At 57.9% G+C, this 21796-nt stretch carries 23 protein-coding genes and 1 other annotated feature; of the genes, 20 read left to right on the forward strand and 3 right to left on the reverse strand.

The annotated features are described in order from the left end of the window. Entirely contained in the window at positions 1–1854 is a 1854-nt protein-coding gene (locus PM3016_RS14840) for an ATP-binding protein (protein WP_013916465.1), read from the forward strand. 95 nt (positions 1855–1949) lie between these two features. Here PM3016_RS14840 and serA read toward each other — a convergent pair whose 3' ends face one another. Then, a complete protein-coding gene (serA, locus tag PM3016_RS14845; protein WP_014370024.1) occupies positions 1950–3533 on the reverse strand; it encodes a phosphoglycerate dehydrogenase in 1584 nt (527 codons plus the stop codon). 190 nt (positions 3534–3723) lie between these two features. Next, positions 3724–3968: a binding site (T-box leader), on the reverse strand. A gap of 335 nt (positions 3969–4303) precedes the next feature. Between serA and PM3016_RS14850 the strand changes: the two genes are divergently transcribed. Then, the gene (locus PM3016_RS14850; protein WP_013916467.1) at positions 4304–4630 is read left to right on the forward strand and encodes a rhodanese-like domain-containing protein; all 327 of its coding nucleotides are present in this window, start codon (positions 4304–4306) and stop codon (positions 4628–4630) included. 76 nt (positions 4631–4706) lie between these two features. Here PM3016_RS14850 and PM3016_RS14855 read toward each other — a convergent pair whose 3' ends face one another. Beyond that, entirely contained in the window at positions 4707–5615 is a 909-nt protein-coding gene (locus tag PM3016_RS14855; RefSeq protein WP_014370025.1) for a hypothetical protein, read from the reverse strand. An 82-nt stretch (positions 5616–5697) separates the two neighbouring features. Between PM3016_RS14855 and PM3016_RS14860 the strand changes: the two genes are divergently transcribed. Both PM3016_RS14860 and PM3016_RS14865 read left to right on the forward strand, forming a co-directional pair. Next, a complete protein-coding gene (locus PM3016_RS14860; protein WP_014370026.1) occupies positions 5698–6297 on the forward strand; it encodes a CPBP family intramembrane glutamic endopeptidase in 600 nt (199 codons plus the stop codon). Beyond that, complete coding sequence (locus PM3016_RS14865) at positions 6298–6519, forward strand: hypothetical protein (protein WP_014370027.1); 222 nt, start codon at positions 6298–6300, stop codon at positions 6517–6519. A 37-nt stretch (positions 6520–6556) separates the two neighbouring features. Here PM3016_RS14865 and PM3016_RS14870 read toward each other — a convergent pair whose 3' ends face one another. Further along, on the reverse strand, positions 6557–7447 hold the full coding sequence (locus tag PM3016_RS14870; RefSeq protein ID WP_013916470.1) for a polysaccharide deacetylase family protein: 891 nt from the start codon (positions 7445–7447) through the stop codon (positions 6557–6559). A 187-nt stretch (positions 7448–7634) separates the two neighbouring features. On the opposite strand from PM3016_RS14870, the gene PM3016_RS14875 reads away from it, so the two are divergent. The 16 genes from PM3016_RS14875 to PM3016_RS14945 all read left to right on the forward strand — a co-directional run bounded on the left by PM3016_RS14875 (position 7635) and on the right by PM3016_RS14945 (position 21486). Further along, the gene (locus PM3016_RS14875; protein ID WP_013916471.1) at positions 7635–7976 is read left to right on the forward strand and encodes a hypothetical protein; all 342 of its coding nucleotides are present in this window, start codon (positions 7635–7637) and stop codon (positions 7974–7976) included. Between the two features lie 230 nt (positions 7977–8206). Continuing rightward, positions 8207–8809, forward strand: a complete 603-nt coding sequence (locus tag PM3016_RS14880; RefSeq protein ID WP_013916472.1) for a genetic competence negative regulator — start codon at positions 8207–8209, stop codon at positions 8807–8809. A gap of 148 nt (positions 8810–8957) precedes the next feature. Then, the gene (locus PM3016_RS14885) at positions 8958–10481 is read left to right on the forward strand and encodes a DnaB-like helicase C-terminal domain-containing protein (RefSeq protein WP_014370028.1); all 1524 of its coding nucleotides are present in this window, start codon (positions 8958–8960) and stop codon (positions 10479–10481) included. A 92-nt stretch (positions 10482–10573) separates the two neighbouring features. Beyond that, entirely contained in the window at positions 10574–11821 is a 1248-nt protein-coding gene (locus tag PM3016_RS14890) for a Glu/Leu/Phe/Val family dehydrogenase (protein ID WP_014370029.1), read from the forward strand. A 289-nt stretch (positions 11822–12110) separates the two neighbouring features. Continuing rightward, the gene (gene prsW, locus PM3016_RS14895) at positions 12111–12809 is read left to right on the forward strand and encodes a glutamic-type intramembrane protease PrsW (protein ID WP_013916475.1); all 699 of its coding nucleotides are present in this window, start codon (positions 12111–12113) and stop codon (positions 12807–12809) included. 51 nt (positions 12810–12860) lie between these two features. Further along, positions 12861–13025 carry a hypothetical protein gene (locus PM3016_RS38665; RefSeq protein WP_013916476.1) on the forward strand — a complete coding sequence of 55 codons (165 nt, stop codon included), beginning with the start codon at positions 12861–12863 and terminating at the stop codon, positions 13023–13025. 169 nt (positions 13026–13194) lie between these two features. After that, positions 13195–14550 (forward strand): germination protein YpeB, encoded by a 1356-nt coding sequence (gene ypeB / locus PM3016_RS14900; RefSeq protein ID WP_014370030.1) that lies wholly within the window; start codon positions 13195–13197, stop codon positions 14548–14550. 177 nt (positions 14551–14727) lie between these two features. Continuing rightward, positions 14728–15387 (forward strand): flagellar brake protein, encoded by a 660-nt coding sequence (locus tag PM3016_RS14905; protein ID WP_041616871.1) that lies wholly within the window; start codon positions 14728–14730, stop codon positions 15385–15387. 61 nt (positions 15388–15448) lie between these two features. Continuing rightward, positions 15449–15694, forward strand: a complete 246-nt coding sequence (locus tag PM3016_RS14910; protein ID WP_014370032.1) for a hypothetical protein — start codon at positions 15449–15451, stop codon at positions 15692–15694. Between the two features lie 216 nt (positions 15695–15910). Next, entirely contained in the window at positions 15911–16591 is a 681-nt protein-coding gene (cmk, locus tag PM3016_RS14915) for a (d)CMP kinase (protein WP_014370033.1), read from the forward strand. A gap of 3 nt (positions 16592–16594) precedes the next feature. Next, positions 16595–17179 carry a lysophospholipid acyltransferase family protein gene (locus PM3016_RS14920; protein WP_013916482.1) on the forward strand — a complete coding sequence of 195 codons (585 nt, stop codon included), beginning with the start codon at positions 16595–16597 and terminating at the stop codon, positions 17177–17179. A gap of 82 nt (positions 17180–17261) precedes the next feature. Then, positions 17262–18506, forward strand: a complete 1245-nt coding sequence (gene rpsA, locus PM3016_RS14925) for a 30S ribosomal protein S1 (RefSeq protein ID WP_013916483.1) — start codon at positions 17262–17264, stop codon at positions 18504–18506. Positions 18507–18561: 55 nt separating this feature from the next. Then, on the forward strand, positions 18562–19638 hold the full coding sequence (gene fni / locus PM3016_RS14930) for a type 2 isopentenyl-diphosphate Delta-isomerase (protein ID WP_013916484.1): 1077 nt from the start codon (positions 18562–18564) through the stop codon (positions 19636–19638). 217 nt (positions 19639–19855) lie between these two features. Beyond that, positions 19856–20365, forward strand: coding sequence for a YphA family membrane protein (locus PM3016_RS14935; RefSeq protein WP_014370034.1), 510 nt, complete (start codon positions 19856–19858; stop codon positions 20363–20365). A gap of 25 nt (positions 20366–20390) precedes the next feature. After that, entirely contained in the window at positions 20391–21305 is a 915-nt protein-coding gene (locus PM3016_RS14940) for a YIEGIA family protein (RefSeq protein WP_014370035.1), read from the forward strand. A gap of 1 nt (position 21306) precedes the next feature. After that, entirely contained in the window at positions 21307–21486 is a 180-nt protein-coding gene (locus PM3016_RS14945; protein WP_013916487.1) for a capping complex subunit for YIEGIA, read from the forward strand. Positions 21487–21796 lie beyond the last annotated feature (310 nt).

The raw sequence follows: 21796 nt of genomic DNA on the forward strand, positions 1-21796 counted from the left end.
GTGTTTATCCTACGGACGATAGTCGGGAAGCTCTGGATTACGATCATCGGGCTCGTAGTCGTTGTACTGCTGACCCTCAGCGTATTCCTGTTCCAATATATCGAGACTTCTTTCCCGAAGTCCTCCGATCAGGTGGAGACGCTGAACCGGCTGGCGCAGAAAGTCGCAAGCGAGATCTCCCTGCACAAGGAGGAGCAGCGCTACCTTCAGGTTGTCAATGAGCTTCTCAGTGCGCAGGGGGCCAACGTGGTCCTTGCCGCACCGGACTTCAGCCGGGTGGAGGCGCCGGTCGGCGTGTCGGACAGCCGCATCTACGAGCCGCTCGATTTCTTCCTCGAAGAGGATCTGAAGAAGGTGTTCGCCGGGGAGACGATCAATAACCAGCTCAGCGGAATCGGACCGAAGCCGCCTCTGACGATGGAGTACACGGCGGTGGCGGTGCCCTTCATGGACCAGAGCGGGGCGAAGATCGGCGGCGCGCTGATTCTGTATCAGCTGACCCAGTCCTCGGAAGAGACGCAGGAATACGTCAAGCGGCTGTTCGTGGTCGTCGGCGTCTGCGGGTTCCTCATGACGACGTTCTTCGCTTTCTTCCTGCTGACCCAGATCACGAGACCGCTGCAGAAGCTCAAAAAAGCGGCGGATCTTATCTCAAAAGGGGAGTACGGCACCCGGGTGCCGATCGCCTCCTCCGATGAGATCGGGGAGCTCGGCAAGACGTTCAACCACATGGGAGAGCAGCTATCGGACACGATCAAAGCGCTCAGTCATGAGAAGGAGCACCTCGCTTCCGTGCTGCGGAGTATGGCCGATGCCGTAGTGACTTTCGACTCGGAGGGCAGAGTCATCCTCACGAACCCGCCGGGAGCCAGGAATGTCCGGGAGTGGAACCGCATCGAATGGCCTGAGCAGGCGGAGGGTGCCGATGATACGGCGGAGACGGATTGGTCGGCGCTTCCTGTCGCCTACATTCCGGAGCCGCTGAGGCCGCTGTTCGATACCGTCATCGACGAAGCGCAGGAGTTGACTTCCAAGGTTCACGTACAGAGTGAAGTATGGTCGGTGGTGATGGCTCCACTGTATGCCCACGATGTCGTCCGCGGAGTCGTGGCCGTGATGCGGGATGTCACAGAGGAATACCGCCTCGACAAGGTGCGCAAGGACTTCGTGGCCAATGTCTCGCATGAGCTGCGGACGCCGCTGTCGATGCTGCAGGGCTACAGTGAGGCGCTGATCGATGACATTGCGGCGACGCCGGAGGAGCGCAAGGAGCTCGCGCAGGTCATCTACGACGAATCGCTGCGCATGGGCCGGCTGGTCGCAGATCTGCTGGACCTTGCGAAGCTCGAGACCGGCAACATGGAGATGGCGTTCCGGGAGCTCGACGTGCGCGTCTTCCTGAGACGCATCCAGCGCAAGTTCATGGCGCTCTCGAAGGAACGAGACATTACATTGAACTGCATCGTGCCGGAGACGGAGCTGATCCTGCGCCAGGCCGACGAGGACCGCCTCGAACAGGTGCTGACCAACCTGCTCGATAATGCGATCCGGCATACGCCGGCCGGCGCGGAGATCAGGCTCAGTGCCTCCGGTACGAGGCATAAGGGCGACCCGGCCGTTCTGATCGAAGTGGCGGACCAGGGCTACGGGATACCGGCGGCCGACCTGCCTTTCATCTTCGAACGCTTCTACAAAGCGGACAAGGCGAGAACGCGCGGGGTCTCCGGCGGTACGGGACTCGGGCTCTCCATCGTCAAGAATATCGTGGAAGCCCACCGGGGTGTCGTGTCGGCCAAGAGCCAGCCGGGCCAAGGGACGACATTTTCCATCACGCTTCCGGTCCAAACTCCATAAAAACCACAAGAAAGCCTCCGATTCGTCATCGGAAGCTTTCTTTTTTTGTTGAATGTCTTGTTTTTTTCTTGTTGTTCGTGAAACAAAAGGATGGATTAGAGCGTCAGTTCGCGGACCTTCGTCAGTTCAGGCAGCTGCTCAAGCTGGGCGATCACGTCGGTTGGCGTCTGCTTGTCGGTGGTGAGAATCATGATCGCCTGGCCGCCGATGACCTTCCGGCCTACCTGCATGGTGGCAATGTTGACGTCGTTCGTGCCGAGCAGGGTGCCGACCTTGCCGATGATCCCCGGTTTGTCCGTGTGGGAGATCAGGAGCAGGTTGCCTGCCGGTGCGATATCGACCGGATACTGGTCGATCTGGACGATCCGCTCGCCGTAGCCCGAGAGCAGGGTGCCGGCCATCAGGCGCTCTTCGTTCTTGGTCTTCAGGGTGACGGAGACCAGGTTCGTGAACGTCTTGGCAGCAGTGGACTGCTGAACGACGATGTTGATCTCGCGGGATTTGGCCAGATGCATCGCATTGACGATGTTGACTCCTTCAAGCTGCTTCTCCAGCACACCCTTGACGATGTGGCGCGTCAGCGGGGCTGTATCCACACCTGTCAGTTCGCCGGAGTAGGAGACGACGATCTCGCTTACCGCTCCGTCGATCGTCTGGCCGAGCAGGGCGCCGAGTTTGAGGCCGAGGCCGAAGTAAGGCTGCAGGGTGTTCAGCACATTCGCAGGCACCTGCGGCATGTTGACGGCGTTCTTGAACGGCTCATCGCGGAGGATGTGAAGCACTTCTTCCGATACGTCGATCGCTACGTTCTCCTGTGCTTCTACGGTCGAGGCGCCGAGATGCGGAGTCACGATGATCTTCGGGTTGTTCAGGAACGGGTGGTCGGCACGAGGCGGCTCCTGCTCGAATACGTCGAATGCGGCGCCGGCAACGATGCCCTGGTCGATCGCTTCCACAAGCGCCATCTCGTCGATGATGCCGCCGCGGGCACAGTTGATGATCCGTGCGCCTTTCTTCATGATCTCGAACTGAGGGCCCGAGATCATGTGGCGGGTTTCGCTCGTGAGCGGCGTGTGCACGGTAATGAAGTCGGCCACACGGCAGATCTCATCCACGGTGCCGAGCTTGACGCCAAGCTTCTCGGCACGATCTTCGGTCAGAAACGGGTCGTAGCCGCGGACTTCCATGCCGAAGGCTTTCGCACGGCGGGCAACTTCGGAACCGATCCGGCCCATGCCGAGGACGCCGAGCACTTTGTTGCGCAGTTCCACGCCGACGAACGTCTTGCGGTCCCACTCGCCGCCGATCGTCTTCTTATAGGCTTGAGGGATGGTGCGCGCAAGCGACATCATCATGGCGAAGGTGAGCTCGCAAGTGGCGATCGTGTTGCCGTCCGGCGCGTTGATGACGACGATGCCGCGGTTGGTTGCCGCTGCGAGGTCAATGTTGTCGACGCCGACACCGGCACGGCCTACGACCTTGAGCCTGCTGCCGGCGGCCATCACACGGTCGGTAACCTTCGTAGCGCTGCGGACAAGCAGAGCGTCGTAGTCTGCGATGATGGCAACGAGCTCGTCCTCGGACAGGCCGTTCTTTTTCTCTACTTCCACATCCGGCGCGTCGTAGAGCAGTTGAATCCCCATGTCGCTGATTCCATCCATGACTAACACTTTGAACATTTTCACGATACCTCCATTTTTTTCTTCCTTGGTCTGATGTCCTTGCTGACTTCCCTTTTTAACCTACAACTTTTGCGTTGTAAAAACCGCGGTGGAGCCTCAGGCCAAACTTCCTGCGGCCGTGAAGGAGGGGATCCACTCCGCTTTTTGCAACGCAAAAAACTCCCCGATCCCGACACGACTAGCGTATACAAGGGACGAGGAGTTACTGATCTCGTGGTACCACCCTAATTCGCTGCACGCTCGCGCGGACAGCCTCAAGGGTCTGCCTGATGGACAGACCTGGAAGGGTAACGGCTTCCGGCCGGCTGGGACTACTGTAAAGTTCGCCTCAGCAACTCAGGAGTGCTCCGCATATCGAGAACGACCCGGTTCGCACCGACCACCGGCTCTCTGAACGTTTCGGACTATGCTTGGCTCCGTCATAGCATGTTAGATCTAAAATTTTCATTAGCTTATCATGCGGATGCGGACCTAGTCAATAGGTTTCGCACCGCTCAGCCGAATCATCCGAAAGCAGGCAGTTGAAAGGAATGTCCGAACATTCGGGCGGATGTATACTGTTATTGTAAGTCTATTGGCCGAAAAACGCAATAAAAAATCGGATATTTACATAAAATTCACGAGTTTGATGAAATGTGACGGCGAGAAGGCTCCCCAAAGCCGGCGCGGTCCCGTCGATCGGCTCCCCGCCCGAGTTTTCGGGCGTCGCTGCGCATGGTATGATAGGAAAAGCAGCGCAAAGTCTGCCCGGACAGGAGGGAAAAAAGATGACGGATATTCAGCGGATCGATCCCGCCGCCTTTCAGGAAATGCTGGAGGGAGGAGAGCTCGAGGGCCAGATGATCCTGGATGTACGGGAGCCTTACGAATGGGAATACTATCACGATGACCGCGCGGTGCTTATGCCGATGAACACGATTCCGGCACGGATGGAGGAGCTCCCCAGGGACCGGAGCATCTACGTGGTATGCGCCCATGGGGTGCGCAGCGTCAACGTCTGCTTGTATCTGCGCCAGCAGGGCTTCGATAATCTGGTGAACGTCGACGGGGGAATGGCGGCCATCGCCTCGCTCCGCGGCTTCCAGTACGACTGAATCAGCTGCGTACCGGCTGAAGAATACAAAAACCGCGGTCCATTTGGGGACCGCGGCTTGCGGCTTGCATAGCCTCTCAGTTGGTGAAGAAGGGCAGCTGCGGCAGGGTTTCGCTGCCGTAGCGCTTGTCCTTTCCGCGCAGGAAGTCACCCGGACGTACCGCTTCCGTGGCTACGAGCATGTCCATGACCTGCTTGACCTGCCCGATGCCCATGTTCTTCGCCTGGCCGCTTGAGGCCATCTCGTCGATGCGGATCGTCAGATCCTGGGGCGTGAATGCCTGGAACACTTTGCTGGACAGCATGAGCTGGGCGGCATAATCGTTTTTCGTGTTGAGAGGCAGGGCATTCCAGTCCGACAGACTCAGATTCTGGCTCACATCGATCGCCGCGAACTGCGGGTTCACGGACTGGTTCCATAAGATAATGGAGCCGTAATACTCCTTCTCGGCCTTGAGCGCGTAATTCTTCGCTTCATTCAGATAAGCATCGCCTGCGATGCTCTTCAGGAACTCACCGTGCGATTGGCTGCCCGCTTTGGAGGAGAGGCCTCCCAGTCCCTCGCTGAACAGCTTGAGGCTTCTCATATAGTCCGTATGCGCATCCTTGAGCATAGGGGAGGAGTCGGGCATGGTTTTGCTCCCGAGCACGGCATAGGTTTCATCTGCAAGCTTCTTCAGCTCCTTGACCATGCCGGCCGGATCGATGGAACCGCTCTGGAGATCGTCGGTCTTCTCGAACCAGCTCTTGTGAAATTCCCTGTAGGGCTGGTAGATGGTATGATAGAACGAGACCAGATACTGCTGGTGGTACGCGGTGAACCCGTGTTCCTCTTCATTCTTTTTGACGATCAGCGCCTCGTATTTCGCGTCCGACTTTTGCTGTCCTAGCTTCAGCCCGAGAAAGAAGGCGCCGAGAGCCACGACCAGCATGAAGATAAACGTTACGACATACAGGTAGTCCGAACCACTGAGACGTTTTTGCATAGGAAGCACCTCCTGCTGACAATCTGTTTCATTTTGGGTTGTTTGCAAAGTATAGGGAATTTTGTCGAAAAAGGGAAACCAAATGAAAAAATTCAATTTCAAGCTCAAAGATCTGAAATTCCGCAGGGTGGACGTCCACGAACTTGATGACCGGATGCTGCTGGTCAACCTGTATATGACGCAGGGGCTTGTGCTCCTGATCGCGGCCGTCATCATGCTGTTCCAGAAACCCTCGCTCGGCAGTCTCTTCTCTATCGACAACCCTGGTACCATCCTGATCTGGGGGGGCTCCTTCGCCCTCATCGTGCTGGCGGCGGATCTGCTAATCTCCCGCTGGGTGCCGCCGGAGGTGACCGACGACGGGGGGGTCAACAAGATGATCTTCGGGAACCGGGCGCTGTGGCATATCGCGCTCCTGTCCCTCATCGTCTCGATCTGCGAAGAAGTGCTGTTCCGCGGCGCCATCCAGGCGGCCTGGGGGCCTTATTGGACGAGCATCCTGTTCGCCGCCATTCATATCCGGTATCTTCAGCACTGGCTGATGACCGGTCTGGTATTCAGCATCTCCTACGGGCTCGGCTGGATCTATATCCAGACCGGCTCGCTGTGGACGCCGATTTTCGCCCATTTTCTGATCGACTTCTTGATGGGCTGTATTCTTCGCTATAGGAGAGAAGAATAGATGAACCGCAAACCATACCTGCCCGCGGAAGGGCAGAGGGGGCAGGCGGAGAGACCGGGAACCGGCCCCGCCGTACCTGACGACCACTACCTTCCCCCGCGTAAAACCGTGCATCCGACCGAAAAAGAAAAATGGCTTCCTCTCTTTTATCGGTCGCTGCTTTGGATTTTTGTACTCTTAGTTATCGGACTTTTATTTTGGGGTTATCAGAGGCTTTATTGAGGAGATCCGGGGCCATGACCGGCCCCAAGGATCAGGGTTATTCGGAGAGGAGTTCGGCAGGGTCGGCGAAATGATAGCCCTGCCCGGCCAGCCGGGTCAGCAGCGTGTCCAGGGCCTCGGCCGTCCAGGGAAGCTCATGCATCAGGATATTGCTGCCGGGACGAAGCTGCTCCAGCACATTCGTAACGACCTTTTGCGGGTCGTTTTTTTGCGTGGTCATCTCCCAGTCCTTCGATCCATTGGACCAGGTCATGTAGAGCAGCTTCTGCGTCTTGGCTTCCGCACGGACCGCTTCCCCGCCGGAGCCGAACGGAGGACGGAAGAAGCGCGGCGCTTTTCCGGTCAGCGCTTCCACTTCCTTCTGCACATCCCCGATCTGGCGCTTCACGCTGTCCGCGCTTTCTTTCGCCAGGTCGATGTGGTCCCAGGAGTGATTGCCGACCGTATGGCCCTGCTCGTGGATCAGCTTCAGCAGTTCGGGCTTCTGCCGGACACGGTAGCCGTTGACGAAGAAGATCGCCTTGGCCTTGTGCCGCTCGAGCGTGCCGAGGAGCGACTCCAGCACGTCCCGGTCCTTCGGTCCGTCGTCGAACGTAAGCAGCACGGCTTTCGCGGGTGCGCCCGAGCCCTCGACCGGCTGAATATCATAGGTTCGCGGATTCATCTTGTACCGCTTCACGGCGGCCTCAGGCCGGGCTTCCGGCGCCGCGGCCGGCGGGGGCGGGGCTGCAGAGGTGCTGCCCGGAGCCGGTTGTGGAGAGGCGGGTACGGCGTCTTGGACCGGCTGGCTGCCGGCATCGGCTGGCTGCCCGGCGGACGGTTTCACGGGAGAGCCGGGGACACCGGAAGCAGAGGGGGCCGCCCCCTGGCAGGAGGCCAGCAGGATCGCCGCCCCCATCGGGAGGATCAGGCTCATTCGTGACGGCATGTGAGTTCGCTCCTCTCTGACAGATATTGTAACGGTAGATGCGGCGGATTTTGGGGTAATCTTCGTTCCAAAGGCGGTGTACGCGCCTTAAGGCTTCCTTATTTTATCATGCATGCCAGCGGCCCTCCTAACGGAAAATAAGTTTCGAATACGAAATTAACGCATACGAAATTACGGAGGGATCCCAATGAAGCTGAGTTCGTTTCTGCTGGGCGGGCTGGTTGGAGCCGCCGCAGCCGTCTACTTGTCCAACCGCAGAGGACCGATGCTCTTATCCGCTTTGAGCAGCAGCGACGCGATGAACAACCTGCTGTCCGGCGGGCAGGAGAAGAAAGAGAAGCCGAAGCGTTCGGAGAGCAAAGCCGCTTCTTCGCGCTCGAAGAAGGAGAGCGGGATCGAGGATGCGCTTTCCGCATCGGATGGCCTGAGCAAGGTGGAAGACATAGTGAAGAAAGACCCCGCTCTGTCCGCTACGGTGGCTGAGATCCTGGCAAGCAATCAGGCGAAGGAAGAGCACCGCGCCCACTGATTCCGCGCCGGTTTGCGCTTCAAGACAGGGCCGTCGCTCTTACCGGGGCGGCGGTCCTGTCTTTTTCCGCAAATGAAGCTTAAATTTAGGGGGATAACCGTTCTTTTCTTTGACGTTTGTGATATAATAGTCGTATCATGGAATACAAGCTGTTAACTCACGTTCATATCTCACCTTTGAGAACCTATTTTCATAAGCTGTTAATACAGTCGGCAAGGGAGGAATCCAGTATGAAAATGGAGCGTTTAAGTCAGGACAAGATACGGATATTCCTCACATTCGATGACTTAACGGAGCGGGGCATTCATAAGGATGACATGTGGAGAGAGATCCCCAAGGTTCATGAGCTGTTTAGTGAAATGATGGACCAAGCCTATATGGAGCTTGGCTTTGACGCTACAGGACCGCTTGCCGTTGAAGTTCTTGCCATGCCGGCTCAAGGGATGATGGTGATTGTAACCAGAGGGAAGATGAATCTCACTCACGGAGATGACACGCTTGAGGATGAAATGGAGGAAGTGTACGAGCTGGAAGTGACGATGGACGAAACCGACCAGATCACGTACGCCTTCCATGATTTTGAAGACCTGCTCCGTATGGCGAAAGTAATTAACCCGCTTCTGATTGATGGGGGAACGTTATATTCGTTTAAGAACAAGTGGATCCTGCTGCTCGATGCAGTGGATATGGAAGAGAAGCGCCTGCAGTCAATCGTTGCAGTGCTGTCCGAATTCGGCGAATCGACTTCCGTGACTCAAGCCATGCTTGAGGAATACGGGAAGACGGTGATCGAGTCCGATGCGGTCAAGGTGCTCTGCGCCAAATTCCAATAGAACAACCAGCCCGGCGGGCGTCGGCGCTCCAAGAGATTTGCGCATGAAGAAACAAGCTGTAGACATGGTAAAGCATTCAACAAAAACGTCCGTTTTTGGGGAATGCTTTTTTTGCGGAATTCGGTTATTGACAGGAGGAAGAGAGAACATGTCCATGAGCTTAAACAAACCGACGGCGGCTAAATCGTCGTATGACCTGGAACAACTGGCGAACCATTATCATAAACAGCTTAGGGAGGAAGCGCTTTTTTATCTGCAGCGGCGGGGCATTGAGCCCGAAACGGTGGAAAAGTACCGCATCGGCTTCGAGCCGGGTCGGATCGGCTTCTATGTGGCTTCCGACAAACTCGGGGATTTCTTCGAGAACCGCATCATTCTGCCCATCGAGAATGCCGAAGGGACGGTGGTGGATCTCATCGGCCGGTCCATCGACAACCGGGAGCCCAAGTACAAGAGCCTGCTCGGCGTAGAAGATTATATGTTTAACGAAGAGGTGCTGGAGGACGCGGATGACGTCGTGCTCGTCAGCGGCGTGTTTGACGTGCTCAGCCTGTCGCAGGCGCGCCTGCCGGCGGTCTGCGTGCCGGTCTGGATGATGTTCAAGGAAAGCCATGCGGAGAAGCTGAAGGACAAGCGCGTGTTCATTTGTTTGGGCAACGATGAATTGGGGCGGCGCGAAAGTGTAAGAATACAGACCATGCTGCAATCTACGGCAAAGCAGTCCTTTATTGTCAATCTGCCGGAATCCATCCGCGATGCGAACGACTTCTTCAGCCGGGTCAAGAATCCGGTGGAAACGTTCACGCAGATGCTGGGCGACACGATGGAGGAATCGCTTCTGCTGCCGATCGCACCGGATGTCAAGAATATCACGGTATATACGGAGGAATACATGAAGCGGCACCGGGGACAGGTCTCCGGCGTGGCGACGGGCTTCCAGCGGCTTGACGACGTGCTTTTCGGCGGCCTGCACAGCGGCCTCTATCTTTTGGCAGGGTGCGCCTCCTCCGGCAAGACGATGCTCATGAAGCAGATGGCCGACCATATCGCACTAGGCGGGACGCCTGTCGTGTACGTTTCGTGGGACATGACCGCTTTCGAGCTGTGGGCCCGGAGCATTGCCCGCCTGATCGGCACGGAGCCCCAGAAGGTGCTCGGCGGTACGGTATCCCCGGATGAGGTCAATGAAGCCAACAAGCAGTATATTCCCATCAGCAAAATGCAGTGGACACTGGAATGCTCTCCGGATACGACGATGGAGCGGGTGCTGAATTCTATCGAGCGGATCGCGGGGATTGCAGGAAAGACGCCGGTCGTGTTCATCGACCACCTCAACCGGATTCCGCTCGCGCTCGGAGGGCCCGTGCCCCGGGTTACGCCGGCGGAGTACCAGACCTCGCTGGCCTATGCTCTGAAGCAGTGGTCAAGAGAGTGGGGAGGCCCCGTGGTGGCGGCGATTCCGAGCGATATCGGCGAAGAGCGTCTGCCCGAAGGGGTGGAGGCATCGGCCGATGTCATGCTGCTGCTGAAGTCGCAGTGCGCGTCGGAACCGCCGGCCAAGGTGGAGGGGCACCCGGCCGCCCTGCATCTGATGAAGCACCGCAACGGGCCGCTGGCGACCGTTCCCCTGCGGTTTCTGGACGGGAAAGCCCGCTTTGACGAGCTGCACTGAGAATTGAATGGGCCTGAACCCGGAACAGGGCGCGGTCTCCTCCTGCTGAAGCATCCAGTGATTCATACTCTCATGAGATAAGGGTGGTCCGTATGTCCGAAAATTTGAATGTGCTGCATTCGACTCAAGTCATCATCGAGCAGGCGCTTACCCGTCTCGGCTACTCCGAAGCGATGGTGGAACTGTTGAAGGAGCCGATTCGTGTGCTCACGGTGCGGATTCCCGTGCGGATGGACGACAATAGCGTGAAGGTGTTTACCGGCTACCGCGCGCAGCACAACGATGCGGTAGGGCCGACGAAGGGCGGGGTACGGTTTCATCCCGATGTGAATGAAGATGAGGTGAAGGCCCTCTCCATCTGGATGAGTCTGAAGTGCGGGATCGTGGACCTGCCCTACGGCGGCGGCAAAGGCGGAGTGATCTGCGACCCGAGGCAGATGTCCTTCGGGGAGCTGGAGCGGCTGAGCCGCGGGTATGTGCGCGCGGTCTCCCAGATCGTGGGGCCGACCAAGGACATTCCGGCACCGGACGTCATGACGAACTCGCAGATCATGGCATGGATGATGGACGAATACAGCCGGATCCGCGAATTCGACGCCCCGGGCTTCATCACCGGCAAGCCGATCGTGCTCGGCGGATCGCACGGCAGGGAGACGGCCACGGCCAAGGGCGTGACCATCATGATCGACCAGGCGCTCAAGAAGAAGGGCATCCCGCTGAAGAACGCCAGGGTTGTCATTCAGGGCTTCGGCAATGCCGGCAGCTACCTGGCGAAATTCATGCACGATATGGGAGCCTGCGTAGTCGGCATCTCCGACGTGTACGGGGGGCTGTACAATCCGGACGGTCTCGATATCGAATACCTGCTGGACCGGCGGGATTCCTTCGGCACCGTAACGAAGCTCTTCAAGGACACGCTGACCAACCAGGAGCTGCTGGAGCTCGACTGCGACATCCTCGTGCCGGCGGCCATCGAGAACCAGATTACGGCCGAGAACGCCGGCCGCATCAAGGCACCGATCATCGTGGAAGCGGCCAACGGCCCGACCACGATCGAGGCGACGAAGATCCTTACGGACCGCGGCGTGCTGCTCGTGCCGGACGTGCTGGCCAGCGCCGGAGGCGTAGTTGTGTCGTACTTTGAGTGGGTGCAGAACAATCAAGGATACTACTGGACGGAAGCGGAAGTGCATGCCAGACTCCAAGAAATGATGGAAAAAGGCTTCGAGAATGTCTATAATGTTCATATGACACGAAAAGTCGACATGCGTCTGGCCGCTTATATGGTGGGTGTCCGCAAAATGGCCGAAGCCGCCCGGTTCCGGGGCTGGGTCAATTAATATAGAATGGGTGTAAGTAACCAAACGGTTTTAATCTTTTCTTTTTTTATTATTTAAGGCGGTTTTGGTTTTTCGTTTTGAGTGTTCTGGGCGAGACGGAGTGTAATTGATTTGTATAAAAGCCGTAGAGTTTACGTGCCGCCTTTGAATCCGGATTCCTTCCTTTAATCGATTGATTGGGAATCCGGATTCAACAGCGGCCGCAGGCATTTATACAAATCGGCCCGGCAGACAGTTCCTAAGAACGCTCATATAACCAAAAACCAAAAACTGGATCGGAGGGGTCACCATGAGCGTCTTACCCATCTTAACCGCGGCTATAGCGCCTGGTGCCGCTCTGCTGTGCTATTTTTATCTCAAGGACCGTTATCAGCCGGAGCCGGTGTCTCTCGTGCTCCGGATGTTTTTCTTCGGCGTCCTGCTCGTCTTTCCCATCATGGTCCTGCAGCGGGCCCTGGTGCTCGGGCTGGGGCTAGGAGAAGGCTCCTTTCTGTTCTCCTTCCTGGCGTCCTCCCTGCCGGAGGAGTTCTTCAAGTGGTTCCTGGTCTACTTTATCATCTACAAGCACACCTCGTTCGACGAACCGTATGACGGGATTGTGTATTCGGTGGCGGTGTCCCTTGGCTTCGCCACACTCGAGAACGTATTTTACGCCTTCCTGCACGGGTCCGACTTTTCCTTCCTGATGTGGAGGGCGTTCCTCCCGGTGTCGGGGCATGCGATGTTCGGCGTGATCATGGGCTATCACTTCGGCAAGGCGAAGTTCACCGCCGGGGGAGAGCGCAAGCACCTCCTTTACGCTCTGCTGCTGCCGTTCTTCTGGCACGGGACGTTCGATTACATTCTGGCCGTCACGAAGACCTACTGGATCTGGTTCATGGTGCCGCTGATGGTGTTCCTGTGGGTGCGCAGCCTGCTTAAGGTGAACCGCGCCAACGCCAAGTCTCCGCTTCGGATGGTGACCCGGGAAGAACAGGTTAAAATCTGACGGAACCGTCTATACTGGGTAGCATAACCAGTAGAGAACCGGAGGATGGGCATGACGGCAGTAACCATGAGAGTGAAAGTCACGATCCGCTGCAAGCACTGCGGCGAGAAATTCGTCCTGAAAGGACGAAGGGAGAAGGGCCGCGTAGATACCGGCTTCAAAATGTGCATCTGCAACAACAATTCGGATTTTCATATCGAAACACATGATTTTTAATAGGGGATGAAGAAGAAGCCGGCGAGATGCCGGTTTTTTTTGTTTACGGACAGCCCTGCCGCTCCGTGTTCCCGCATCAGCCGCCAGAGGCTTTCTTTCCGTGCATAAACGCGCTCCCTTCCGGCGAACACTAAGCCCAACTTTTGCTGATGAAGGGAGATCTTAAGTCATGTACAAACGGCTCAGCATGGTCATGTTCCCGATTCTCCTCGTGGCGCTGGTGGGTACCGGGATCTGGGGATATATGGAGCACCAGGAGAAGAACTCCGTGCTCATCAAGGCGGAGAACCAGTACCAGCGGGCGTTCCACGACCTGAGCTTCCATGTGGACAAGCTTCATACGGAGCTCGGCAATACCCTGGCGGTGAATTCCACGTCGCAGGACGCTTACAAGAAGGGCCTCATCAATGTATGGCGGATCACCAGCCAGGCGCAGAACGAGATCTCGCAGCTGCCCTTGACGCTGCTTCCCTTCAACAAGACGGAAGAGTTCCTGGCGAATATCTCGAATTTCTCCTACCGGGCGGCCGTCCGTGACCTGAGCAAGCAGCCGCTCGACGAGAACGAGCTGAAGACGCTCTCGGCGCTGTACAAGCATGCGGGCGAGATTGCCGCCGACCTGCGGGGCGTTCAGTCGAAGGTGCTTGCGAGCAACCTGCGCTGGATGGATGTGGAGCTTGCGCTCGTCACCGAGAAGGAGCCGCAGGACAATGCGATTATCGACGGATTCTCGGCCATGGACCTGAAGGTCGGCGAGTATTCGGAGATCGACTGGAGTCCCGTGGTTATGAGCATGTACCAGAAGCGGGACATGACGATGCTGGCAGGCATGGAAGAGTCCCCCGAGGACATCAAGCAGAAGGCCGCGAGGTTCCTCAGACTCGCCGATACGTCCGGCGTGAAGGTCACCGAGAATGGAGCCGGCACGGACTACCAGTCCTACAGCGTCAGCGTGCCGAAGCCCGGTACGACGGACGGCGTGCTGATGGACTTCTCCAAAAAAGGCGGGCAGCTGCTATGGTTCTCGGCGGCGCGGGAGATTCCGGCGAAGCAGCTCGAGCTGCGGCAGGCCAGGGATATGGCGGCCCAGTTCCTCGATGATCACGGCTACAAGGACATGACGGCCGTTTCCTATGACGAGTACGGCAATGAAGCGAATATTACGTTCGCCACCCGCAAGAACGACGTGATCAACTACCTCGAGAAGGTGGCGGTCAAGGTGGCGCTGGACAACGGGGAAGTGACGGGGCTCGAGGCCTCCGATTATGTGTTCGACAAGAAGGACCGGCAGCTCAGGCAGCCGAAGCTGTCGGAAGAGGAAGCGCGCAAGACGCTCAATCCGAGCTTTGAAGTGGAGAGCACATCGCAGGCCCTGATCCGCAGCGATATCCAGGAGGAGGTGCTGTGCTACCAGTTCATCGGACGGGTGAACGGCGGCATGTACCGCGTCTACATCAATGCGGAGAGCGGAGCTGAGGAGAAGATCGACGAGCTCGGCGCACAGGAGGCGGAGGTTCAGGCGTAAGAAGCAGCAGACGGAGCCCGGCTTAGGTACGGGCTCTTTCATTTGAGGGGAGAGCCGCCGGTCTTTCCCTTCGGGATGAGCCTCTTCCCATATTTGGTCAGCATGCTATAATAGGGAATGGCGTGCGACAAGAAAGAGCTTGGGCCAGGGCTGCAGCCTAGAGAAAATCCCGGGGGGATGACGTTGCTTCCGAAAGTGAATCAAATCCTGCATATCCAGATCGAATCCATAGATGAAGAGGAAGCCAGGCAGGAATACAAGTCCCGCATAGCTGACGTGACCGATACGGAGATCATTATGGAAGTGCCGATCAACGAGAGTACGGGCCGCCTGAAGAAATTGTTCAAGGGCGACGGGCTGTCCGTGTATTTCATCGCGGAGGGCGGCGTCAAGAATTACTTCCATACCGAAGTGAGCGGCTTCCGCGACGATGTCATCCGGCTGGTCGCTATCCGCAAGCCCGAGCCGGAAGCCGTAACCCAGATCCAGCGGAGAAGCTATCTGCGGGTGCCTGCGGAGCTGGAGATCGCCCTCCGGCTGCCGGACGGGGAGCGCCATGTCGCCTTGACCGACGATGTGAGCGGAGGAGGCTTGTCCCTGCTCTGCCCGCCGACGGTCCGGGCCGGCGAAGGGCAGTCGCTCGATTGCTGGCTCCTTCTTCACATGAAGAGCGGCACGCCGGAGCACATTCCGTTCAGCGCCGAGGTCGTACGGGTGAAGATGCACGAGTCGGGCAAGCACCAGCTCATGCTGCGCTTCACTGAGATCTCGGACAAGGACCGCCAGAAGATCATCCGCTATTGTTTCGAGCGGCAGCTCGATATCCGCAAGAGATAGCGGATAGAACCGCAGCCTGCAGGGCACACTACCTTCCAAATTCAGGCTTGGGGTGAAGGTCATGCAGGGAAAGGCTTGCGGCAGGCAGGAAAGAGAAGAGGCGGACGAATACGAAGAGCTGTTTTTGGGCGTTGCCGGACGGGTGGAGAAAATGGCGGTGGCCGTGCTGGTCGTGCTGCTGTCCCTGCTGCTTGCCTCCCAGCTGCTTTTGCAGAACCCAAGGATCCGCTACCTGCTGGTCCGCGTGGAGCAGCTGGAAGGAACGCCTTACGGCGAGCATGGGGCTTTAGTACGCAGCGGACCCTGACCCTTCGTCGTTTTGCATTCGGGTGGACAGCTATGGTATAATTTTCTACGTTCAAGGCTTCGGCCTGTTTTTTTGTGATTCGGCAGGATTCGCACCCGCGGTCTTGGCTTCACCGGATCATTCCGGGCCGCCCTATGCCGCTGCCGCGATGGATGGGAGCGGAGCAATGCAGCTTCGGAAGTTTCGTCCGCTTTCAGGCAAGAAGGAGGCCGCATCTTGGAAAAGTTTAACATCGCTATCGACGGTCCGGCCGGAGCGGGCAAGAGCACCATCGCCCGTTTGGTGGCAGGGGCTCTCGGATTCGTGTATGTCGATACGGGGGCCATGTACCGTGCCGTCACCTGGAAGATTCTGCAGGAGAACCTTCCGGCGGAGGCCACGGCGGACATGATAGCACTGACAAGCCGGACGGAGATTCGTCTGGTGCCCGGCGAGAACGGGCAAACGGTTTATGTGGACGGGCTTGACGTCACCGGCATGATTCGATCGGCCGAAGTGACGGGGAACGTCTCACGAATCGCATCCGTCGCGGAGATCCGTTCCATTCTGACCGCGAAGCAGAAGGAGATGGCCGCCGGCAAGGGTGTGGTCATGGACGGCCGGGATATCGGCAGCCATGTGCTCCCGGACGCGGAGGTCAAGATCTTCCTGACCGCCTCGGTTAGAATCCGCGCAGAGCGGAGGTTCAAGGAGATCTGCGATACCCAGACGGAGATGACGCTCGAACAGCTCGAGCTGGACATCGCCCGCCGGGACCGGATGGACGAACAGCGGGAAGCCTCGCCACTCGTCAAAGCGGCGGACGCCGTTTTGATGGACACAACCGATATGACGATCCCCGAAGTGGTGGAGCGGATATTGGAGCTTTGCCAGTCCAGAGTCGGTGGAGGGAAATAAATCATGCTGTATCGGTTTTTTCGGAGTCTCTTTCGGGTAATATTCCGTATCCTCTTCCGGCTTCGCGCCGAAGGGATGGAGAACATTCCCCGTACGGGACCGGTCATCTTGTGCGCGAACCATACGAGCAACGGGGATCCTCCGCTGCTTGGATGTCTGATGGAGCGCAAGGTGCACTATATGGCGAAGGCAGAGCTTTTTGAAATGCCTGTACTCAGCTACATTCTTCCCCGAATCGCGGCTTTTCCCGTCAAGCGCGGCGGTGTAAGCAAAGAATCGATCCGGTTGTCCCTGGATCTGCTCAAGGAAGGCAGCGTGCTCGGGATCTTTCCTGAAGGAACCCGCAGCAATGCTGGCGGCATGGGCAAGAAAGGGGCGGCAAGCCTCGCCATAAAGTCGGGAGCTACGGTGATCCCTGCGGCGATCGTCGGCGGCTACAAGCTGTTCCGGCCGATGAAAGTGGTCTACGGGCCGCCGGTGGATCTCAGCGAATTCGCGGGTAGCGGCTCCGAAGGCTTGGAGCAAGCGACGGAGAAGATCATGAATACCATCCGCGCGATGGTGAAACAGCACGAATCGAAAAGATAAACCGTGGAATACTTAGGAAAAAGATGAAAGCTAGCTTTTATCCAAATACATTGTCGTCAGGTTGCTAAGGAGGGTATTGAACATGTCAGAAGAAATTAAAGACCAGGAAGTTCAAGAAGTGCAGGGTGCCGAGGTATCCCAGGAAGAGTCCATGGCGGACGTAACCTTCATCAAGAAGGGCGACATCGTCAAAGGGAAAGTCATCAAGGTGGATGCGGACCAGGCGTTTGTTGACGTAGGTTACAAATATGACGGCGTTGTTCCTGTGAAGGAGCTTTCCTCCGTGCAAGTGGACGATGCTTCCCAGAACGTGGAGATCGGCCAAGAAATCGAGCTCAAGGTCCTCACGATCGACGATCACAGAGAGAAGCTCGTTCTCTCCAAGCGTGCCGTTGACGGCGAGAAGTCTTGGGACAAGCTCGCTGCCGACATGGAGAACAAAACGATCCTCGAAGCGAAGGTTGCCGAAGTGGTTAAGGGCGGTCTCGTTGTTGACGTAGGCCTGCGCGGTTTCGTTCCGGCTTCGATGGTTGAGCGTACATTCGTTGAAGATTTCAGCGATTACAAAGGCCGCACACTTCGTCTTCGCGTGAAAGAAATGGACCGCGAAAAGAACAAGGTCATCCTTTCCCAGAAGGATGTTCTCGACGAGGAGTTCGAAGGCAAGAAGAAGGAAGTACTCGCGAAGCTGTCCGTCGGCCAGGTGCTCGATGGTACGGTTCAGCGTCTGACCCAGTTCGGCGCATTCGTGGATATCGGCGGCGTGGACGGCCTCGTGCACATCTCCGAGATGGCATGGCACCATGTTGAGAAGCCGTCCGAAGTCGTGAAAGAAGGCGACAAGGTACAGGTGCAGGTGCTGAAGGTAGATCCGGAGAACGAGCGCATCTCCCTGTCCATCAAGGCTACCCAGCCGGGTCCTTGGCAGCAGGTGGCGGGCCGCATCAACACCGGTGACATCGTAACCGGTACAGTGAAGCGTCTTGTGCAGTTCGGTGCCTTCATCGAAGTGGCTCCTGGCGTAGAAGGTCTGGTACATATCTCCCAGATCGCTCACCGTCACGTAGCAACTCCGCAGGAAGTGCTCAAAGAAGGGGAAGAAGTCAAGGTGAAAGTGCTTGACATGAACCCGGACGAGAAGCGTATCTCCCTCTCCATTAAGGAAACGGAAGAAGCTCCAGCCCGCGAACCAAGACAAGAGCGCGAGCGCGGTGACCGTGAGAGAGCTCCAAGAAGAGAGAGAGAATCCGTCTCCCACGAAGAGCTGTCTTCCCTGAACCTGACCCTCGGCGAGCGCTTCGGCGACAAGCTGAGCAAGTTCAAGTAAGATGGCCGCCCGGCTTAGGCCGGCTGTCCAAGTATAACGAAAAGAGGAACCCAGGGTGCGCATACCAAGGAAAATGGAGCATGTCCATCATGCTCTGCAGCAGGGCATCAGCGGAGCGCAGGGCTTCCGCGATATCCGGCTGCTCCCCAATTGTCTTCCCGGGATCTCCTCCGATCGCATATCGTTAGTTACCGGAATCGGCGAACTCACTTTGAGCTCGCCGATTCTTATTAATGCGATGACCGGAGGAGCCCGCGAGACGGAGGAAATTAACCGGGAGCTGGCGGCAGCGGCCCGTGAGACGGGGCTGGCCATGGCGGTCGGTTCACAGATGTCCGCCTTGAAGAATCCCGAAGTGGCTTCATCTTACCGCATTGTGCGGCAGGTGAATCCAGAAGGGATCATCTTCGGCAACCTGGGCAGCGAAGCGACACTGGACCAGGCGAAGCGTGCTGTGGAGATGCTGCGGGCAGATGCGCTGCAGATTCACCTGAATGTCATGCAGGAGCTCATCATGCCGGAGGGGGACCGTGATTTTACCGGCATGCTCGAGCGGATACATACGATTGTGGAAGGCGTCGGCGTCCCCGTCATCGTCAAGGAAGTAGGCTTCGGCATGGTGCGGGAGAGTGCGGAGCGGCTTCTGCAGACCGGTGCTGCGGCAATCGATGTCGGCGGAGCAGGCGGCACGAACTTCGCAGCGATCGAGAACGCCAGGAGAGCGAGGCCGATGGAGTGGCTGAACGACTGGGGCTGTCCTACCGCCATCGCCCTGCTTGAGGTGTTGGAAGCGCGGCCAGGTACGGAGGGACGGAGTACGCCGGTTATCGCGACAGGCGGCATCACCGGTGCGCTCGATGCGGCCAAAGCGCTGGTCCTTGGCGCGTCGGCTGTCGGTATGGCCGGGGCGATGCTGCGGGTACAGCGCGAAGAAGGAACGGAGGCGCTGATCGGCTTCATCGAATCGCTCCATGCGGAACTGCGGCTGGTGATGACGGCCTTGGGCGCATCCACCGTCGAAGAGCTTCACCTCATGCCGGCCGTTATTACCGGCGATACGGCGCAGTGGTGCAGCGCAAGAAGCATCGATATCCGCAAATTTGCGGGGCGCAGCGGCTTTGCCGCACGGTGACTAAAACTAAATATGGAAAGCCATACTACGGAAGTGAGATCACGGCTGCCTATCCTGAATACGGATAGGGAGTCGAAGCTTGTTTCTGCGGGTGAGAGCGAATGAATCCAGGGTATTTGTCCTTATTGCTGATCGTCGTATCGCTGATTCTGATCGCCAGCGGCTGGAAGGATGTTCTAATAAGAGGTATTACTCGTATGAGTCTACTCTTTTTTTTATGGGCTGGCTGATCGGTACGGCCTGGTCCTTCCCGGCCGGAGAACAGGCGGTGAACGGCGTAATGCTGGTGCTGACCGCCCTGGCTGCTGCTGTGCTTGTACGTTCCCCCGGCGTTCTGCTGCGGCTGCATCTGCTGTCTGTGGGGATGCTGCTGGCGTCCGTGCATTTTTTTCTCCGGGAAACGCTGCCCCTGGCTCCGATGCTGGTGGTGGTGACCCCCGAGTGCACGTCGGCGCTCCTGGTCGGGCTGATCGGCGCCGTGCTGCTCCGCTCGCCCGCCGCACAGATCGGCTCGGTGACTCTCGGTCTGCTGATGGGGGAGGCGATGAGCTTCTACGCCCACAAGGAAGCATGGGCGGGAGTGATCGGCGGGCCCGCCTTTCAGGACGGGTGGTGGCTGACGGTGTATGCGGTGAGGGGATGCTCCATGGTGGTGGTCACCCTCCACCGCTCGGTGCGTTCGGCCCTCCGGTTCCTCTGGAGCAGTCTCCGGGGGGACAAGGAGTAAGGCCCAAGAACAGAGGAGGTTCGTCATGTGGCTGTGGATCGTAGAGCAGAAGTATAATGTTGGCATCATCCTCGGGATCCTGTTCGGCGTTGCGTCCCGCATTGCGATGCTTCGCACCGATTACCGGCAGTATCCGACCTACCCCCACGGCAAGATTATACACCTGTCGCTCGGTGTGATCGCGGCCGGTCTCGGCTCTGTGGCGGTACCCGCGCTGCTCGACAAGAATTACACGGCGATGACCTTCCTCGCCATGGCGGCCCAGCAGTTCCGCGACGTACGCAACATGGAGCGCCAGACGCTGAGCAAGATCGACTCTCTGGAGCTGGTTCCGCGGGGGGCCACTTATATCGAAGGCATCGCCATGGTGTTCGAAGGGCGCAACTACCTGGTGATCTTCACTTCCTTCGTCACCGCCTTCTTCGCGATTCTGTTCGCCTGGTACTGGGGGATTGCGGCGGGACTGATCGCCATGCTGATCACCTTCTATTTCAAGTCGGGCAAAAGCATTTCCCACATTGCCGACATTCGGGTGGCGCAGGTGAGGCTGGACGGACCGAATCTCTTCGTGGATGATATCTATATCATGAATGTGGGCCTGAGCGATACGCAGCGGGTGATCCGGGAACAGGCGATCGGGCTGATCCTGACCCCTAAGAATCCGAACGGACGAATCACGCTGGCGAACCTCGGTCAGCGGCAGGCTCTGCTTCATGATGTGTCGACGATCATGGGGGTGTTCCGGGACGACGGCGAGCCTTCGCTTGTTCCGCAGGCCAAGCTGGATATGAAGGACGGCCGGCTGGCGGTGCTGCTGCTCCCGCAGGAGAAGGACGCCGAGAAGGCCCGCGCGGTAGCTCTGCGATCCCCGATTCTCGAGAGCGCGGTGCGCATGCCGACGGAAGCGGAAGTGCCGGCCGGCGGAAAGGCGGGTGCATAGCATGGGCAAGATTCTTGCGGTGATTACGATGGATAAGAGCAAGGTGGCCGGCGGGGCGCCGATCTTCGTGACGGCCAGTCCGGAAGAGCAGCAGCAGGTCGCCTTCAAGCTGGAGAAGATCATGGATGCCTCCGCCCATGACCTGCAGAACGGGACGCTGATTATCGTGAAGCACGGGTAAGTGCCTTCCGTCGCAGGGCGGCTCCCGCGCTTCACGGCGCTGCGGATGGGGGAGAAGAAGCGCCTTCTCGTTTACTTGCTCCATAAATTTTGGTATAATGGCGTAGCCTGAGCGGGCCTGGCGAATTGTGGAACCGCCAAAGACCGCCGGAACAGCAGTGCAGAACGTTACCCCTGTGAAGCGGTGACGCAGATCACCCGAGTACCTGGTTCCGTCCGTTTTGCTCCTCATGAGCTCGTCCGCGGATGCGGCAGGTACTTTATTTTTTGCAGGGAAGACTTGTCTCCCGTCTTGGGGGTCGTAAGCAGCA

It is taken from the genome of Paenibacillus mucilaginosus 3016 (assembly GCF_000250655.1).
GTDB classification, from domain to species: Bacteria; Bacillota; Bacilli; order Paenibacillales; family NBRC-103111; genus Paenibacillus_G; species Paenibacillus_G mucilaginosus.

Excerpts from the sequence above, each read along its gene's own strand:
- PM3016_RS14920 (WP_013916482.1), top strand. The coding sequence starts at position 16,595 with ATGCTGTATCGGTTTTTTCGGAGTCTCTTTCGGGTAATATTCCGTATC.
- PM3016_RS14940 (WP_014370035.1), top strand. The coding sequence starts at position 20,391 with ATGTGGCTGTGGATCGTAGAGCAGAAGTATAATGTTGGCATCATCCTC.
- PM3016_RS14880 (WP_013916472.1), top strand. The coding sequence starts at position 8,207 with ATGAAAATGGAGCGTTTAAGTCAGGACAAGATACGGATATTCCTCACA.
- serA (WP_014370024.1), bottom strand. The coding sequence starts at position 3,533 with ATGTTCAAAGTGTTAGTCATGGATGGAATCAGCGACATGGGGATTCAA.
- ypeB (WP_014370030.1), top strand. The coding sequence starts at position 13,195 with ATGTACAAACGGCTCAGCATGGTCATGTTCCCGATTCTCCTCGTGGCG.
- PM3016_RS14850 (WP_013916467.1), top strand. The coding sequence starts at position 4,304 with ATGACGGATATTCAGCGGATCGATCCCGCCGCCTTTCAGGAAATGCTG.
- rpsA (WP_013916483.1), top strand. The coding sequence starts at position 17,262 with ATGTCAGAAGAAATTAAAGACCAGGAAGTTCAAGAAGTGCAGGGTGCC.
- PM3016_RS14870 (WP_013916470.1), bottom strand. The coding sequence starts at position 7,447 with ATGCCGTCACGAATGAGCCTGATCCTCCCGATGGGGGCGGCGATCCTG.
- PM3016_RS14890 (WP_014370029.1), top strand. The coding sequence starts at position 10,574 with ATGTCCGAAAATTTGAATGTGCTGCATTCGACTCAAGTCATCATCGAG.
- PM3016_RS14935 (WP_014370034.1), top strand. The coding sequence starts at position 19,856 with ATGGGCTGGCTGATCGGTACGGCCTGGTCCTTCCCGGCCGGAGAACAG.
- PM3016_RS14875 (WP_013916471.1), top strand. The coding sequence starts at position 7,635 with ATGAAGCTGAGTTCGTTTCTGCTGGGCGGGCTGGTTGGAGCCGCCGCA.
- PM3016_RS14905 (WP_041616871.1), top strand. The coding sequence starts at position 14,728 with ATGACGTTGCTTCCGAAAGTGAATCAAATCCTGCATATCCAGATCGAA.
- PM3016_RS14910 (WP_014370032.1), top strand. The coding sequence starts at position 15,449 with ATGCAGGGAAAGGCTTGCGGCAGGCAGGAAAGAGAAGAGGCGGACGAA.
- PM3016_RS14885 (WP_014370028.1), top strand. The coding sequence starts at position 8,958 with ATGTCCATGAGCTTAAACAAACCGACGGCGGCTAAATCGTCGTATGAC.
- PM3016_RS14865 (WP_014370027.1), top strand. The coding sequence starts at position 6,298 with ATGAACCGCAAACCATACCTGCCCGCGGAAGGGCAGAGGGGGCAGGCG.
- PM3016_RS38665 (WP_013916476.1), top strand. The coding sequence starts at position 12,861 with ATGACGGCAGTAACCATGAGAGTGAAAGTCACGATCCGCTGCAAGCAC.
- PM3016_RS14855 (WP_014370025.1), bottom strand. The coding sequence starts at position 5,615 with ATGCAAAAACGTCTCAGTGGTTCGGACTACCTGTATGTCGTAACGTTT.
- PM3016_RS14860 (WP_014370026.1), top strand. The coding sequence starts at position 5,698 with ATGAAAAAATTCAATTTCAAGCTCAAAGATCTGAAATTCCGCAGGGTG.
- PM3016_RS14945 (WP_013916487.1), top strand. The coding sequence starts at position 21,307 with ATGGGCAAGATTCTTGCGGTGATTACGATGGATAAGAGCAAGGTGGCC.
- prsW (WP_013916475.1), top strand. The coding sequence starts at position 12,111 with ATGAGCGTCTTACCCATCTTAACCGCGGCTATAGCGCCTGGTGCCGCT.